At 73.1% G+C, this 14,914-nt stretch carries 15 protein-coding genes and 1 riboswitch; of the genes, 9 read left to right on the forward strand and 6 right to left on the reverse strand.

Going from position 1 to position 14,914, the window contains the following annotated elements; all coding sequences use genetic code 11:
* Positions 1-62: 62 nt before the first annotated feature.
* Together ACH4DX_RS03920 and ACH4DX_RS03925 are read right to left on the reverse strand one after the other, a co-directional pair.
* Complete coding sequence (locus tag ACH4DX_RS03920) at positions 63-713, reverse strand: LuxR C-terminal-related transcriptional regulator (protein ID WP_398117521.1); 651 nt, start codon at positions 711-713, stop codon at positions 63-65.
* Positions 698-1,975, reverse strand: coding sequence for a sensor histidine kinase (locus tag ACH4DX_RS03925; protein ID WP_398153881.1), 1,278 nt, complete (start codon positions 1,973-1,975; stop codon positions 698-700). The genes ACH4DX_RS03920 and ACH4DX_RS03925 overlap by 16 nt, the downstream gene beginning before the upstream one ends.
* A gap of 248 nt (positions 1,976-2,223) precedes the next feature.
* On the opposite strand from ACH4DX_RS03925, the gene ACH4DX_RS03930 reads away from it, so the two are divergent.
* Positions 2,224-4,410, forward strand: coding sequence for an MMPL family transporter (locus ACH4DX_RS03930; RefSeq protein ID WP_398153882.1), 2,187 nt, complete (start codon positions 2,224-2,226; stop codon positions 4,408-4,410).
* A 164-nt stretch (positions 4,411-4,574) separates the two neighbouring features.
* Here ACH4DX_RS03930 and ACH4DX_RS03935 read toward each other — a convergent pair whose 3' ends face one another.
* The 4 genes from ACH4DX_RS03935 to ACH4DX_RS03950 all read right to left on the reverse strand — a co-directional run bounded on the left by ACH4DX_RS03935 (position 4,575) and on the right by ACH4DX_RS03950 (position 8,321).
* The gene (locus tag ACH4DX_RS03935) at positions 4,575-5,570 is read right to left on the reverse strand and encodes an NAD-dependent epimerase/dehydratase family protein (RefSeq protein WP_398153883.1); all 996 of its coding nucleotides are present in this window, start codon (positions 5,568-5,570) and stop codon (positions 4,575-4,577) included.
* 130 nt (positions 5,571-5,700) lie between these two features.
* Positions 5,701-6,333 (reverse strand): winged helix-turn-helix domain-containing protein, encoded by a 633-nt coding sequence (locus ACH4DX_RS03940; protein WP_398153884.1) that lies wholly within the window; start codon positions 6,331-6,333, stop codon positions 5,701-5,703.
* A gap of 418 nt (positions 6,334-6,751) precedes the next feature.
* A complete protein-coding gene (gene glnII / locus ACH4DX_RS03945) occupies positions 6,752-7,807 on the reverse strand; it encodes a glutamine synthetase (protein WP_398153885.1) in 1,056 nt (351 codons plus the stop codon).
* A 145-nt stretch (positions 7,808-7,952) separates the two neighbouring features.
* Positions 7,953-8,321 (reverse strand): arsenate reductase family protein, encoded by a 369-nt coding sequence (locus ACH4DX_RS03950; protein ID WP_398153886.1) that lies wholly within the window; start codon positions 8,319-8,321, stop codon positions 7,953-7,955.
* A 241-nt stretch (positions 8,322-8,562) separates the two neighbouring features.
* Here ACH4DX_RS03950 and ACH4DX_RS03955 point away from each other — a divergent pair, with 241 nt between their 5' ends.
* The 8 genes from ACH4DX_RS03955 to ACH4DX_RS03990 all read left to right on the forward strand — a co-directional run bounded on the left by ACH4DX_RS03955 (position 8,563) and on the right by ACH4DX_RS03990 (position 14,746).
* Positions 8,563-8,847, forward strand: a complete 285-nt coding sequence (locus ACH4DX_RS03955) for a hypothetical protein (RefSeq protein ID WP_398118079.1) — start codon at positions 8,563-8,565, stop codon at positions 8,845-8,847.
* Positions 8,848-8,995: 148 nt separating this feature from the next.
* Entirely contained in the window at positions 8,996-9,886 is an 891-nt protein-coding gene (locus tag ACH4DX_RS03960; RefSeq protein ID WP_398153887.1) for a helix-turn-helix domain-containing protein, read from the forward strand.
* Positions 9,883-10,338, forward strand: a complete 456-nt coding sequence (locus ACH4DX_RS03965) for a VOC family protein (RefSeq protein WP_398153888.1) — start codon at positions 9,883-9,885, stop codon at positions 10,336-10,338. The genes ACH4DX_RS03960 and ACH4DX_RS03965 overlap by 4 nt, the downstream gene beginning before the upstream one ends.
* Positions 10,339-10,351: 13 nt before the next feature.
* Positions 10,352-10,537, forward strand: a riboswitch (cobalamin riboswitch).
* Positions 10,538-10,694: 157 nt separating this feature from the next.
* The gene (locus tag ACH4DX_RS03970) at positions 10,695-11,720 is read left to right on the forward strand and encodes an ABC transporter substrate-binding protein (protein ID WP_398154175.1); all 1,026 of its coding nucleotides are present in this window, start codon (positions 10,695-10,697) and stop codon (positions 11,718-11,720) included.
* 7 nt (positions 11,721-11,727) lie between these two features.
* On the forward strand, positions 11,728-12,786 hold the full coding sequence (locus ACH4DX_RS03975; protein ID WP_398153889.1) for a FecCD family ABC transporter permease: 1,059 nt from the start codon (positions 11,728-11,730) through the stop codon (positions 12,784-12,786).
* An 80-nt stretch (positions 12,787-12,866) separates the two neighbouring features.
* Positions 12,867-13,640, forward strand: a complete 774-nt coding sequence (locus ACH4DX_RS03980; protein ID WP_398153890.1) for an ABC transporter ATP-binding protein — start codon at positions 12,867-12,869, stop codon at positions 13,638-13,640.
* A 10-nt stretch (positions 13,641-13,650) separates the two neighbouring features.
* Positions 13,651-14,178 (forward strand): MmcQ/YjbR family DNA-binding protein, encoded by a 528-nt coding sequence (locus ACH4DX_RS03985; RefSeq protein WP_398117543.1) that lies wholly within the window; start codon positions 13,651-13,653, stop codon positions 14,176-14,178.
* A gap of 277 nt (positions 14,179-14,455) precedes the next feature.
* The gene (locus ACH4DX_RS03990; RefSeq protein WP_398153891.1) at positions 14,456-14,746 is read left to right on the forward strand and encodes a DUF6355 family natural product biosynthesis protein; all 291 of its coding nucleotides are present in this window, start codon (positions 14,456-14,458) and stop codon (positions 14,744-14,746) included.
* Positions 14,747-14,914 lie beyond the last annotated feature (168 nt).

Below are 14,914 nucleotides of genomic sequence, written 5' to 3' on the forward strand. Positions count from 1 at the left end.
CATCAGCAGTCCACGTCGTTCAACGGCGCCCGGAGAAAACTCCCCGGCACCACGCGCGCGCGTCAGCGCCCTTGATCGAGATAGGCGAGAACCGCGAGGACACGGCGGTTGTCGTCGTCGGACACCGGCAGGTCGAGTTTCGCGAAGATGTTGGAGGTGTGTTTCGCGATGGCCCGCTCCGTGACGACGAGCTGGGAGGCGATCGCGGCGTTGGACCGCCCCTGCGCCATCAGCTCCAGGACCTCGCGCTCGCGCGGTGTGAGCGCGCCGAGGGGCTGGTCGGTGGCGCGCCGGGACAGGAGCTGCTGGATGACCGTCGGGTCCATCGCGGTGCCGCCCGCGGCCACCCGGCGCACCGCGTCGACGAACTGCTCCGCGTCGAAGACCCGGTCCTTGAGGAGATAGCCGACCCCGCCGTTGCCGTCCGCGAGCAGCTCACGCGCGTACAACTGCTCCACGTGCTGCGAGAGCACAAGCACCGGCAGGCCGGGGCGTGCCCGGCGGGCGGCGAGCGCGCACTGGAGCCCCTCGTCGGTGTGGGACGGCGGCAGCCGGACGTCGACGACGGCGACGTCCGGTTCGAGCTCGGCCAGGGCCCGGGTCAGCTCGGGCCCGGTCTCCACCGCCGCCGCGATCTCGAAGTCGAATGCCTCCAGCATCCGCACGAGGCCGTCGCGCAGCAGAAAGAGGTCTTCGGCTAGGACAACTCGCAAGGGATCTCCATGGTCACCATGGTCGGACCGCCAACGGGGCTGCTGACGGCCAGTACGCCGTCGAATGTACCGAGTCGCCGTTCGATCCCGCTCAGGCCCGACCCGCCGCCGACGACGGCGCCGCCCCTGCCGTTGTCGGTGACCGCGATGCGCAGATGGCCGTCCGCGTGGTGCACGTCCACCCAGATGCGCTCCGCGTTCGCGTACTTCACCGCGTTCGTCAGCGTCTCGCTCACCGCGAAGTACGCCGCCGCCTCCACCGGCTCCCCGACCCGGCCCGCCAGCTCCACGTCGACGTCCGTGGGTACGGGAAGACGCAGCGCGAGGGCCTTCACCGCGTCACCGAGACCGCGCTCGGCGAGCACCGGCGGGTGGATGCCGCGGACCAGGTCGCGCAGCTCGGTCAGGGCCTCGCCGGAGTTCTGCCGGGCCTTGGCGATCATCTCCTTGGCCTTCGCCGGGTCCTTCTCGACCAGGGCTTCGATCGTGCCGAGGTCCATGCCCATGGCGACGAGCCGGGCCTGCGCGCCGTCGTGCAGATCCCGCTCGATGCGGCGCAGCTCGGCGGCGGAGCTGTCCACCGCGTCGTGGCGGGTCTCCTCCAGGCGGCCCACGCGCCGCGCCAGTTCGCGCTCGCGCATGGCGGCGGTGGGGGCGAGCAGGGTGCGGGCCAGGAGGAAGTGACCGCGCACGATGGCCGGGTTGAGGAAGAGGGCGAGGACGGCGAGCGCCGTGCCGAGCGCCGCGGCACCGTTCGCCGCCGACTGCGAGACGACGTGGATGAAGCCGTACCACTCGCCGCCGCCCGCGCTGTGGATCGGCTTCCAGACGCCGAGGGCGAGCACCCAGCCGTACACCGGATACAGCACGAGCGCGGGCGCGAGGACGACGGAGACGAAGCCCGCCGTCATGTCGACGAGGAGCCACTGTAGATCCCGCCAGGTCGCCGGGTCCTTGAGCAGCCGCGTGCAGCGCGCGACCTGGCCGACGACACCGCCCGGGTCGCCGCCGGACCGCTTCCCGTACGGGCTCGGGATCCGGATGCCCGTCCACGCCTGCGCCTGGGAGCGGCGCGTGTTCGCGTAGCCCCGGACCGCCGCGAGGACCACCGGGGTCGTGAAGACACCGACGCCGAGCGGGATGAGCACGATCGACACGACCGAGAGCACGAACAGCGTGATCGACCCGGCAAGGGTGGCGACGGCCAGATACAGGCCGCGCGCCCCCGACAACAGCGCCTCGCGCACCCTCGACGTCCTCATGCTGTCCCTCTCCTCCGTGCGGCCCGTACCCGGCCTGTGTACCGGCACGCGAACATTCTCGCTGGTCACCGGGGCCGGGGGCACGGGGCCTCGCACCCGTCCCAGGGTGGTGCCGGCAACACCCCCGGGCCTCGCCCTGTGCTTCACCCACAGGGGGTCTCGGCGGCTGGGGCCGCGCCGCGCTCCTTCCTAGCGTGATCCACGTCAGCTCGGCTTGTTGCACGCTTACTCGACTGGGGGCGAAGGACATGGGCGCCAAGAGGCAGAACCTCGCGGCACGACTGGGGGTGTGGAGCGCACACCACCGCAGGACGGCGATCCTCGGCTGGCTGCTGTTCGTGGTGCTCGCCACGGTCGTCGGCGGTGCGACCGGTACGGTCACGGCCACCGACGACGAGATGGGCACCGGCGACTCGGCGAAGGCCACGAAGATCCTCGACGACGCCGGCATCGACGAGCCCGCGGGCGAACTCGTCATGGTCGGCGCGAAGTCGCCCGGCGCCTGGCGGGACGCGGCCGCCGACCTGTCCCGCGCCCTGGAGCGGACCGGCAGGGTGACCGGGATGAAGGAGCCGCTGCCCTCCGAGGACGGCAAGGAGGCACTCCTCCGCTTCGAGATGAAGGGCGCGTCCGACGAGGCCGCCGACCGGGTGCAGCCGGTGCTCGACGCGGTCGGCGAGGCGAAGGACGCGGGCGCGGAACGCGGCATCACCGTCCACCAGTTCGGCGACGCGAGCTCCGAGAAGCACCTCAATGACCTGCTCGCCGACGACCTGAGGAAGGCCGAGTTCACGGCCGTGCCGCTGGCGCTCGGCATCCTGCTGGTCGCCTTCGGCGCCGTCGTGGCCGCGCTGCTGCCCGTCGGGCTCGCCCTGACCGCGTGCGTGGCCGCCTTCGGCCTGCTCTCCCTCGCCAGCCACTCGCTGCACCTGTTCGAGACCACGTTCTCCGTGATGTTCCTGATGGGCCTCGCCGTAGGCGTCGACTACTGCCTGTTCTACCTGCGCCGCGAGCGCGACGAGCGGGCCGCGGGGCACGACGCGGAGACGGCCCTCAGGATCGCGGCGGCCACCAGCGGACGCGCCGTCCTGGTGTCGGGCCTGACGGTCATGGTCGCCATGGCGGGCATGTTCCTGTCCGGTCTGCTCCTGTTCAAGGGCTTCGCGGTCGCCACCGTCCTCGTCGTCTGCGTGGCCATGCTCGGGTCCGTGACGGTGCTGCCCGCGCTGCTCGCCTGGCTCGGCGACCGCATCGACGCCGGACGCATCCCCTTCCTCAACCGCCGCGCCAAGAAGGGCGTCCACGCCGGCGGCTCCCTCGCGGGATCACTGCTCAAGCCGGTACTGGCCAAGCCCGCGTTCTTCGCCGTCGCCGCGACCGCCCTGCTGCTCGCCCTGGCAGCGCCCGCGCTCGGCATGAAGACCGAGCAGCTGGGCCTGGAGAAGCAGTTCGGCTCCGACGCGCCGCTCTCGGTCTCCTTCCGTGAGATCACCGCGGAGTTCCCCGGCGGCCCCGCACCCGCCCGCGTCGTGGCCGAGGCGGACGACATCCGCGCCCCGGCGGCACGGGACGCGCTGCGGGAGCTGACGCGCAGGGCGGGCGAGGGCGCCGAACTCACCGTCCACGAACGGCAGGACGTCGCCGAGATCACGGTGCCGCTGCCCGGCGACGGAACCGGCGCGGACGCCAGGAAGGCACTGGCCGCGCTGCGTGCCGACGTACGGGACGTGCGCGCCGGTACGGGCACCGCTCTCACCGCGTACGTCGGCGGGGACCTGGCCGAGTCCGAGGACTTCACCGATCAGCTCGGCAGGGGCATCGTGCCGGTCTTCGTCTTCATCGCCGCCGTCACCTTCCTGCTCATGCTGGTCAGCTTCCGCTCCGTCGTCATCGCGGTGACCTCCATCGTCCTCAACCTGCTGTCCGTGGGGGCCGCGTACGGGGTGATGACGGCCGTCTTCCAGCACGGCTGGGGCGCGTCGCTGGTCGGTTCGGAGAAGGTCGGGGCCATCGAGAACTGGATGCCGCTGTTCGTGCTCGTGGTCCTCTTCGGCCTGTCGATGGACTACCACGTGTTCGTGGTGTCCCGCATCCGTGAGGCCAGGGACCGGGGGCTCGGCAACGCGGACGCCATCCGGGAGGGGATCACGCGGACGGCCGGTGCGGTGACCGGGGCCGCGGTCATCATGGTGGCGGTGTTCGCCGTCTTCGGCACGCTGTCCATGCAGGACATGCAGCAGATGGGGGTCGGGCTCGGGGTGGCCGTCCTGCTCGACGCGACCGTTGTCCGCATGGTGCTGCTGCCCTCCCTCATGAGTCTCCTCGGTGAGCGCAACTGGCACACCCCGCGGTACCTGAGGTGGCTGCCCCAGGTCTCCCACGAAGTGCCCGCCCCCGCGGCGGCGCGCCCCACTCCCACCCGGCAACCCGCCTGACCCGGCCCCCGCGGCCGGGGGGCGCCCCACTTGCCCCGCGGGGGCGGGTGGGGCGCCCCCTGCTCTGGCGAAGCCGAGAGCTCGGGGACGGGGGCACGGCCCGAGCGGACGGCGACGTCGACGCGGGCGGCCAGCCGTACCGCGCGGGGGGAGCAGCCTCGGGCCTAGAGTCCGAGCACCGCCCGCTCCCGTTCCGGGTCGAGCCCCTTACGGGGCCGGTCGGGCCGCTGGGGGGCGACCCCACCAAGGCTCTGGAGCCAGGAGAACGTACCGGACACGGTCTCGCCGACGGACCTGCACCGCAGACCGGCGGCCAGCGCCTTGCCGACGGCGGTGTCGTGCATCGTGTCGTACAGCTCACCCGGCGGCAGCCACACCGGCAGCTCCTCCCAGGGCGCGATGCCCGCGTCGAGAACCACCTCGGGCGCGACCCACCGCAGCTCGGCACCGGGCCCGCCTGCCACGTCCACACACGCTTCGAGCAGCTCGCCCATCGTCACGTGCCCCACGGGACAGACGACGTTGTACGGCCCGCTCAGCCCGGCCGCCACCGCGTCCAGCGTCCACTCGGCGAGGTCGCGCACATCGACGTACTGGATCGCGGCGTCGCGCGGTCCGGGCGCGAGGACGGGCCCGCCCCGGGCGACCCGGCCCAGCCACCACGGCAGCCGCCCGACGTTCTCGTAGGGGCCGAGGATCAGACCGGCCCGCACGAGCAGCGTCCGCTCCGCCCCGAAGGCCTCCTCCGCCGCCAGCTCGCCCCCGCGCTTGTCCTCCGCGTACGCCACCTGACCGGCGTCCGGATCCCCGTCCACCAGGGGGTACGACTCGTCCGAACCGGCGGTGCCGGGGTAGCGGTAGACCGAGGCACTCGACACGTACACGAAGCGTCCGGCCCGCCCGGCGAGCACCCGCGCCGCGTCCCGGACGGCACGCGGCGCCCCCGACCAGGTGTCGACGACGGCGTCCCACGTGCCGCCGTCGTCGGTGAGCGCCGCGAGCCCCTCGGCGGTCGTGCGGTCCCCGTGCACGACCCGCACCCCGTCCGGCGCCGCGTGCCGCCCGCGGTGGAAGACCGTCACGTCCCAGCCGCGGGCGAGCGCCGCCTCCGTGACGGCCCGGCCCACGAACTCCGTACCGCCCAGCATCAGAAGTCTCATAGGGGCGACTCTGACGCCGGAACAGGCCGCGGGGGAACCGGATTCCGCCAACAGAAGAACCGTTTCGCCGCGCGGGGGCGGCAGTCGGCGGCCGGGAGCAGGGGGGAGGCCCCGGGGAGCGGGCCGGGCGTCAGCCCGCGGTCGGCGGCGTCGGCGGCGCGTACTTGTACCCCACCCGCCGCACCGTCTGAATGGTCTTGCGGTGCTCGGCACCGAGCTTGCGCCGCAGCCGGGCGACATGGACGTCGACGGTCCGCCCGTCGCCCACGTGCCCGTAGCCCCACACCGTCGTCACCAGCTGGTCGCGGGTGTGCACCCGGTGCGGATGCGCGACCAGGTGGGCGAGCAGCTCGAACTCCAGGTACGTGAGGTCGAGCTGCTCCCCCTCGACGTACGCGGAGCGCCGTGCGGGGTCGACGTGGACGGGGCCGCGGCCGTCCGTGGCCCCGGGCGGCCCTGCTCCGGGGGCGTCGGGGCCCGCGGCGAGGTGCTCCTGGCCCGCGGGCAGCAGCACCAGGTAGCCGATCATCGGGGGCTGCCCGGGCTGGACGGGCAGGGCGTGCTGGGGGGCGGGCAGCAGGGTCGCGCCCGGCGGCAGGAAGCCCGAGATGTCGGCGAGGCCGGAGACCTGGGCCACCTCGCCGGGGGCCACGGCGCGCAGTCTGCCCCGGGCCGAGGGAGCGCCGCCGCGGGCGGCGGCCGGCGCGGTGGCGGGGGCACTCGCGGTGGCGGTGGCGGTCGAGAAAGTACGGGAGTTCGCCATGAGTCAGCTCTTTCGCGCTAAGGAGTCGTCTAGGACGTACGTCGTGCGCGTCAGGCCGGAGGCCGGGAAACGGCTTCAGAGGGCCCGCGCGTTCAGCGCGCGGCAACACACCCGGTCGAAGTCGTGATGCTGCCGGGAAGGCCAGAAGGGCTCGAGGTCATGACGACCCGTCGCGGTGTTCTGGAAGCTGCCCATGGCCCCATTCAAGCAGATGGGCGCGGGACCGGCGGATCCCTCTCGCACATTGGGACGAACGCCGGCCCCGCGCTCGCCCCGAACCGGGCCGCCCCGGCCCGCCCTTGGACTCCTCCGTGACGTCTCCGACTGCTCCGTAACGCCTTCGGGGCGCCCACCGCGAAGGTGGACGCCCCGGGCGGGATCCGGATGGGGGTGCGGCCCCGAGGGGGAGGCTTCCGGGTCAGACCTGTCCGGCCTTCTCGAGGGCCGCGCAGCAGGTGTCGACCAGCAGCCGCGTCACCACGTACGGGTCGACGTTGGCGTTCGGGCGGCGGTCCTCGATGTAGCCCTTGCCGTCCTTCTCGACCTGCCACGGGATGCGGACGGAGGCACCGCGGTCGGAGACGCCGTAGCTGTACTCGTTCCAGGGGGCCGTCTCGTGCAGACCGGTGAGGCGGTCGTCGATGCCCGCGCCGTAGTTCTTCACGTGGTCCATCGGCTTGGAGCCCTCGCCGAGCGACTCGCACGCGGTGATGATCGCGGCGTACCCGTCGGCACCTGCGGTGCCCTCGCGCATGGCCTTCGTGGAGAAGTTGGTGTGCGCGCCCGCGCCGTTCCAGTCGCCCTTGACCGGCTTCGGGTCGAGGGTCGCGGTGACGCCGAAGTCCTCCGCGGTGCGGTACAGGAGCCAGCGGGCCACCCACAGCTGGTCGGAGACCTCCAGCGGGGCGAGCGGGCCGACCTGGAACTCCCACTGGCCCGGCATCACCTCGGCGTTGATGCCGCAGATGCCGAGGCCCGCCTTGAGGCAGTTGTCCAGGTGCGCCTCGACGACGTCACGGCCGAAGATCTCGTCCGCGCCCACGCCGCAGTAGTAGCCGCCCTGCGCCGCCGGGAACCCGCCCTCGGGGAAGCCGAGGGGGCGGGAGCCCTTGAAGAACGTGTACTCCTGCTCGATGCCGAAGATCGACTCCTGGTCGGCGAACCGCTCCGCGACCTCGGCGAGCGCGGCCCGGGTGTTGGACGCGTGCGGCGTCATGTCGATGTCGAGGACCTCGCACAGCACGAGGATGTCGTCGCCGCCGCGGATCGGGTCCGGGTAGTGGGCGACCGGCTTGAGCACGCGGTCCGAGGCGTGGCCCGCGGCCTGGTTGGTGGACGAGCCGTCGAACCCCCAGATCGGCAGCGCGGCGCCGCTCGCCGGGTGCTGGTCGGCGGCCAGGATCTTCGTCTTCGACCGCAGCTTCGCCGTCGGCTCGGTGCCGTCGATCCAGATGTACTCAGCCTTGGAGGTCACGGGCCCATCCTTTGACGCTCGGTACGGCGCAGCGGTGCGGGTGCTGCGGTCCGTGGTGATGTCCGCACCCTGTCAACGCGTGATTTCCCGTCCGTTGCCCGTTCGTGAACCCCGTGTTACCGGCGGCGGCGGGCGGTCGCGGCCCTCAGCGGGAGAGCGCGTCCCGTACCGACTCCTCCGTGCGGGCGACCACCGCGGTGCCGTCGTCCGCCGTGATGATCGGCCGCTGGATGAGCTCCGGGTGGGCGGCGAGGGCCTCGATCCAGGCCTCGCGCCCCGACGCGTCTCGCGGCCAACGGACGCGGTCACTCAGGCCGAGCTCCTTCGCGGCGGCCTCCTGGGTGCGGGTGATGTCCCAGGGTTCGAGACCGAGGCGGCCGAGCACGCCCCGGATCTCGTCGGCGCTCGGCACGTCCTCCAGGTAGCGGCGCACGGTGTAGTCGGCGCCCTCCGCGTCGAGCAGCGAGAGGGCGCTGCGGCACTTCGAACAGGCCGGGTTGATCCAGATCTCCATGCCGTACAGGCTACCTGTGAACCACCCGCCCCACAGGCCCTCAAACCCCCTCTGGCCAGGGAAGATTGACGGCTCGTGGAGCGGCCGTTGTCAGTGCGGGGACGTAGAATGGAAGCAATGTTCGAGGGGGCCCGTGAGGGTTCCTGAACGCGACAGGAGGATGCCTGTGCCCGCTGCCGCACCGCCGTCGAAGTCCGCCACCACCCGCTCCCGCACGTCCCCCGCCGCCCGCTCGTCACGCATGTCCCGCGCGGCCCGCCCGGACCACCCCACGCTCTGCGACGTTCCGTACGTCCCACTGGAGAAGCGCCCCCTGCCCCCCGGCCGCCCCCGCGACTGGTACATCACCCACAACCGCCGCCTCAAGGCGATGCGCCTGGCCATAGCCCTGCTCGACGCGGGCGTCCTGGTCCCGAACCAGGCGAGCAACATCCGGATCCGCTCCATGGCCGAGACGGTCGGCATCCACCCGCCGTCGGACACCACGTGCCACATGGTGCGAGCCCTGATGCGCTACAGCCGCTGACGCGCCAGGACGCCGTGGACCGGCCCGCCTCCGGCCCACGGCGCCCCGCGCGCCCGCAGCGGGACTGCCCGAGCTGCTCCGGCGTCACCGCCAGCGCGGGTGGCCCTGCGGGACGACAGGCCCTCGCGCGCGCCCGCACAATGGCTCCATGGGCTCCTCAGTCACGGGTCCCGCGTCCGGCGAGTTCGTCCGGGCCGCGCCCCCGCCCGGCGGCACCGTCGTGTCAGCCGTCGGCTACCGCAGACAGGGCGGCGGCACCGCACTCCACCGCGGTCTGCCGTCCCCGTACCTGACGCTGATCTTCTCCCTGGACGGCCCCGTCGTCACCGGCCGCACCCCCGGCGAGGCGACGGGACCCGACGCCGCGCGCACCGACATCGTCGTCGGCGGCCTGCACCAGAGCCCCGCCTACGTCGTCCAGCCCGAGCACGAGTCCGGCATCCAGCTGGCCGTGCACCCGCTCGCGGCCCGCGCCCTGCTCGGCCTGCCCGCAGCCGAACTCGCGGGCCCGATGGTCGTCGAGGGCGCCGACGTCCTCGGCCGCATGGCCGCCGACGTCCGCGAACGCCTCTGCGAACTGGATTCCTGGGAGGGCCGCTTCGCCCTCCTGAACGCCTACCTGGCCCGCCGCACGGCCGCCGCCGGGCGCACCGGCGCGGTACGGCCCGAGATCACCGAAGCCTGGTCGTGGCTCGCCAGGCACCGGGGCGCGGGCACCCTGCGCGGCCTGTCCGCCCACGTCGCGCTCAGCGAGCGCCGCCTGTCCGCGCTGTTCCGCGCCGAGACCGGCGTCACCCCCAAGCAGGCCGCCCGCCTGATGCGCTTCCAGCACGCCAAGACGGCCGCCGTGCGCGCCGTCGCCGCGGGCGCGCGCCCCGACCTCGCCGGGATCGCCGCCGACTGCGGGTACTACGACCACTCCCACCTGGTACGGGACTTCCGCCAGTACACAGACGCGAGCCCCACCGCTTGGCTGGCGGAGGAGTGCCGGAATATCCAAGCCGGGGCGCACGGCGGCGGCGAAGACTTGGACCCATGAACACCGACGAAAGCACCCAGAACGCACCCAGCACATCCAAGACGGCGAACCGTCGCGCCCCCGACGTCTGGCCGGCCTTCCAGGCCCATGACGCCCCCGCCCTGATCGACTTCCTCGTCGGCACGGTCGGGTTCCTGCGCACCGCCGTGTTCGAGGACGCGGGCCGCGTCGCCCACGCCCAGCTCGACTGGCCCGAGGGCGGCGGTGTCATGTTCGGCAGCTACGATCCGGCGGCGGCCGAGTGGTGCACGGCGCCGGGCACGTTCAGCGCGTACGTCGTCACCGCCCACGTCGACGACCTCTACCGCAGGCTCACCGAAGCCGGGGTGAAGGTGGTCCGCGAGCTCCAGGAACGGCCGTACGGCAGCCGTGAGTTCAGCGTCGCGGACCCCGAGGGCAACAAGTGGTCCTTCGGCACCTACGCCGGGGAGCCCCGCCCCGACCAGCCATGACGTCCGCCCGGGGTGATAGCTTGCGGACGCCAGTCGTACCCGTACCAGGGTCGGGGAATCCGGTGCGAGACCGGAACTGACGCGCAGCGGTGAGGGGGACGGGCGAGGCCAGCGGCCACTGGGGGCCCGTACCCCTGGGAAGGCGGCCCCGCCCGGACGAACCCGAGTCCGAAGACCTGCTGGCACCGCCGTCCGCACGGGCGGCGGGGTTTCGCAGACCAGGCTCCGCGCATGAGCCCTGAGACTCGGGAAGACGTGTGTCCACGATCGTCCGCCGTACAGTTCGCACCCGCACCCGCACCCGTACGCGTACGCGCACTCGCACCCGCACGCGTTCCCGTCCACGTACTCGTCGTATCCGTACACGTGCCGGTGCCGCCCTGCTGAGCGCCGGACTCGTCCTGCTCACCGCGTGCGGCGGCGGCTCGTCCGCGAAGCGGTCGGACAAGGCGCCGCCCGGCTACCCGCTCACCCTCACCGCGTGCGGCGAGAGGACCGAGGTGCCCGCGCCGCCCCGGCGCGCCGTCTCCCTCGACCAGGGCTCCACCGAGATCCTGCTCTCCCTCGGCCTCGCCGACCGCATGGCCGGCACCGGCACCTGGACGGACCCTGTCCTGAAGGGCCTGCGGAAGGACAACGCCAAGGTCCCGCGGCTCGCGGACCGCTATCCGTCGCTGGAGAAGGTGCTCGACGAGGAACCCGACTTCGTCAGCGCGTCGTTCCTCTACACGGTCGGCAAGGGCGGCGTCGCCGACCGCGCCAAGTTCACCGACCTCGGTGTGCCCGTCTACGTCTCGCCCACCGACTGCGCGGGCAAGGACAACGCGGGCGACGACGACGGCACCCGTACCAAGACCCTCACCATGGACACCGTGTACGGCGAGATCCGCGACCTCGCGCGGGTCTTCGACGTACGCGGGCGGGGCGAGAAGCTGATCGCGGACCTGAAGTCGCGCACCGCGCGGGCGAGCAGGTCCATTGACGCCTCCGACACCACCCTCATGTACTGGTTCGCCAACTCCGAGGCCCCCTACATCGCGGGCTGCTGCGGCGCGCCCGGCATCATCACCCGCGAGCTCGGCGCGAAGAACGCCTTCGCCGACACCCGCGAGGAGTGGCCCCAGATCAACTGGGAGACCGTCGCCGACCGCGACCCCGACGTCCTGGTCGTCGGCGACCTCACCCGCAGGTCCCAGTCCGCGGAGAGCGCCCGCCAGAAGATCGAGTTCCTGGAGTCCAACCCGGCCACGAAGAACCTCACGGCCGTGAAGAAGAAGCGGTACGTCCTGCTCAGCGGCCAGGCGCTCAACCCGACGATCCGCACCGTCGACGGCATCGAACAGGTCGCGGCGGGACTGCGCCGGTTCGGCCTGGCGAAGTGAGCGGGCGGTGAGGCGTTCCGCCGAGCCGCCGCGTGTCCGGTCGCGGGGCGGCGCGGGGCCGCGGGTGGTCCTCCTCTGGCTCGCCGGGCTCGCGGCGCTGTTCCTTTCCCTCGCGGCGGCCGTCACCATCGGCCCGGCCGACATCTCCGTACCGGACGTGTGGTCGGCGGTGGCGGCGCACCTCGGCTGGGGCGAGCCGGAGCTGACGCCGATCCGCGACGGCATCGTGTGGAACCTGCGGATGCCGCGCACGGTCCTCGCCGCGGTGTGCGGGGCGGGCCTCGCGGTGTGCGGGGCGGTGCTCCAGGCGCTGCTCCGCAACCCGCTCGCGGACCCGTTCGTCCTCGGTGTCTCCTCCGGCGCGTCCACCGGTGCCGTGGCCGTGGTGGTCCTCGGGGTCGGCGGGGGAGTCCTGACGGTGTCCGCGGGCGCCTTCATCGGCGCCGTACTCTCCTTCGCCCTGGTCCTCCTCCTCAGCCACACCCTGGGCGACACCATCGACCGCGTGGTCCTGTCCGGCGTCGCGGCGATGCAGCTCTTCTCCTCCCTGACCTCCTTCGTCGTCCTGACGGCCGCCGACGCGGAGACGACGCGCGGCGTCCTGTTCTGGCTCCTCGGCTCCCTCAGCGGAGCGGGCTGGACGGACGTGTGGCTGTGCGCCGCGGTCCTCCTCGTCGCGCTCACCGTCCTCCTGCCGCACGCGAGGACCCTGGACGCCTTCGCGTTCGGCCAGGACGCGGCGGCGACCCTCGGCGTACGGGTGGGCCGGGTGCGTGTCGTCCTGCTCTGTACGACGGCACTCCTGACGGCGGTCCTGGTCAGCAGCGCCGGGGCGATCGGCTTCGTGGGCCTGGTCCTGCCGCACGCGGCCCGGGCGGTCGCGGGCGCGGGGCACCCCCGGCTGCTGCCGGTGACGGCACTCGCGGGCGCGATCTTCCTGATCTGGGTGGACACCCTGGCCCGCACGGTCCTCGACCCGCAGGAGGTGCCGGTGGGCGTGGTGACATCACTGATCGGCGTACCGGCGTTCGTGGTCGTGCTGTACCGGACGAGGAGGGGCGCGTGACGGGGTGCGGGGAGGGGGTTGGGGGGACGGGGGTTGCTGCGCTCACGGAGGCTTCCGCGTCCGCGGAGGTTGCCGCACCGGTGGGGCTCGCGGCGGAGCGGGTCGCGCACCGGGCGGGCGGCTGTCTGATCGTCGACGGCATCACCCTCGCGCCCCGGCCGGGCAGCACGGTGGGCCTCCTCGGCCCGAACGGTTCCGGCAAGTCCACGCTGCTGCGCCTGCTCTCGGGGGTCCTCGCGCCCGCGACGGGCGTGGTCACGCTGGACGGCGTACCGCTGCCGCGCCTCGGCCGCAGGACGACGGCCCGCCGCCTCGCGGTGGTCGACCAGCACGCCACGACACAGGTCGAGCTGACCGTACGGGACGTGGTGGCGCTCGGCCGGATCCCGCACCGCAGGCCGTGGTCGGGCGGCACCCCCGAGGACGACCGGGCGGTCGAGGACGCCCTCGCCCGCACCTCCCTGACCGAGCGGGCGGACCAGTCCTGGCACACCCTGTCCGGCGGCGAACGCCAGCGCGCCCACATCGCGCGGGCCCTGGCCCAGGACCCGCGCGAACTGCTCCTCGACGAGCCCACCAACCACCTGGACATCCAGCACCAACTGGACCTCCTGAACCTGATCGTCTCGCTCCCCGTGACCACGGTGATCGCGCTGCACGACCTGAACCTGGCCGCGATGTTCTGCGACGAGATCCTCGTACTCAAGGAGGGCAGGGCGTACGCGCACGGCACCCCTGCCGAGGTCATCACCGAACCGCTGATCTCGCAGGTGTACGGGGTACGGGCGCGGGTGACGCCGCCGGACCCGGCCGATCCGCTGGACCGCCCGTCGGTAAGGTTCCTGCGCTCCTAGACTCACGACGATGAAGACCCCCGGAAGATTCACGGCCCCCGCGCACGCCGCGTCGACGGCTGCCGCACCGTCGACGGTTGCCGCACCGACGAGGGCCGACGCACCGATGGACGACGAGGTCCCGCCGGACACCCTCGCCCGCCTCCGCGCCGTGTGCCTGGGCTTCCCCGACGCATACGAGGAACCGGCGTGGACGGGTGTCCGCTGGCGCATCCGCACCCGGACCTTCGCTCACGTCTACCGCACCGACCTGAGCCGCTCGTCGGCACCGGCGGCCCGCGCCCTGGCGACGACGCCGGGCCTGTCGACGACCCTCACGTTCCGCTCCGACGGCGAGGAGTTCGAGGCCCTGACGAGCGCGGGCGCACCGTTCTTCCGGATGTCGTGGGGCGCGAACGTGGTCGGCATGCGCCTGGACGGGGCCACGGAGTGGGACGAGGTGCGGGAACTCCTGACGGAGAGCTACTGCGTACAGGCACCGAAGCGCCTGGCGGCGAGGGCGCTGACGGAGACGCGGCCGGGGTCTGCCGAGGCGTAGGCGCCCCCGCCAGGCCACAGGCGTCCCGCCGAGACACAGACGTCGCACCAAGCCACAGGCGCCCGGCGAGCCACAGGCAGAAAACGACTCCGCCGGGCCGACAACCGGAACGAATCCATCCGATCGGCGCAGGGAGAACGATCCTCCGGGTGAACACCACGGCGTTCGCGCGGCCCGCACCGCGCCGGGACTGCCATTCTCAGGCGACGCCCGACCCAGGTCGGCGGAGTACCCCCTCCCCGCCCCGGTCCCTTTCGCCCCCTGAAAAGGAGCCCCTGTGCGTGTCCGACGCCTGCTGACCAGCGCCCTCGCCTCCACCGCCCTCGCCCTCACGTCCCTCGGGATGGTGACCACGACCGCGACCCCCGTGGCCGCGGACCCCTGCGGCTTCTACGAGACCGGGTCCGACGCCTACTACAACCACTGCACGTCGGACGGCTCCCGTGTGGTGATCCACGTCAGGGTCGCCCTGGCACCCGACTACGAGCGCTGCGTCGGCCCCGGCAAGACCTGGCTGGGCTCGGCAAGCAAGATCCAGGGCGCGCACTACGTCGGCCGCACGTGCTGACGACCGACCGACGGTGAGGAGGCGGGGCCACCGGCGGGCGGCCCCACCTGCGGCCCGGGCCCGCGCCCGGCGGCGGCCCGGGCCGCCGCCGTCTCCGCCCCCGAGCCCCACGGAAAGGGCCGCCGGCCGTGCCCTGCCCGGAGCGGGAGGAACACGGCCAACGGCCCA

The sequence above is a fragment of the Streptomyces sp. NPDC017940 genome (genome assembly GCF_044328435.1).
Lineage (GTDB): Bacteria > Actinomycetota > Actinomycetes > Streptomycetales > Streptomycetaceae > Streptomyces.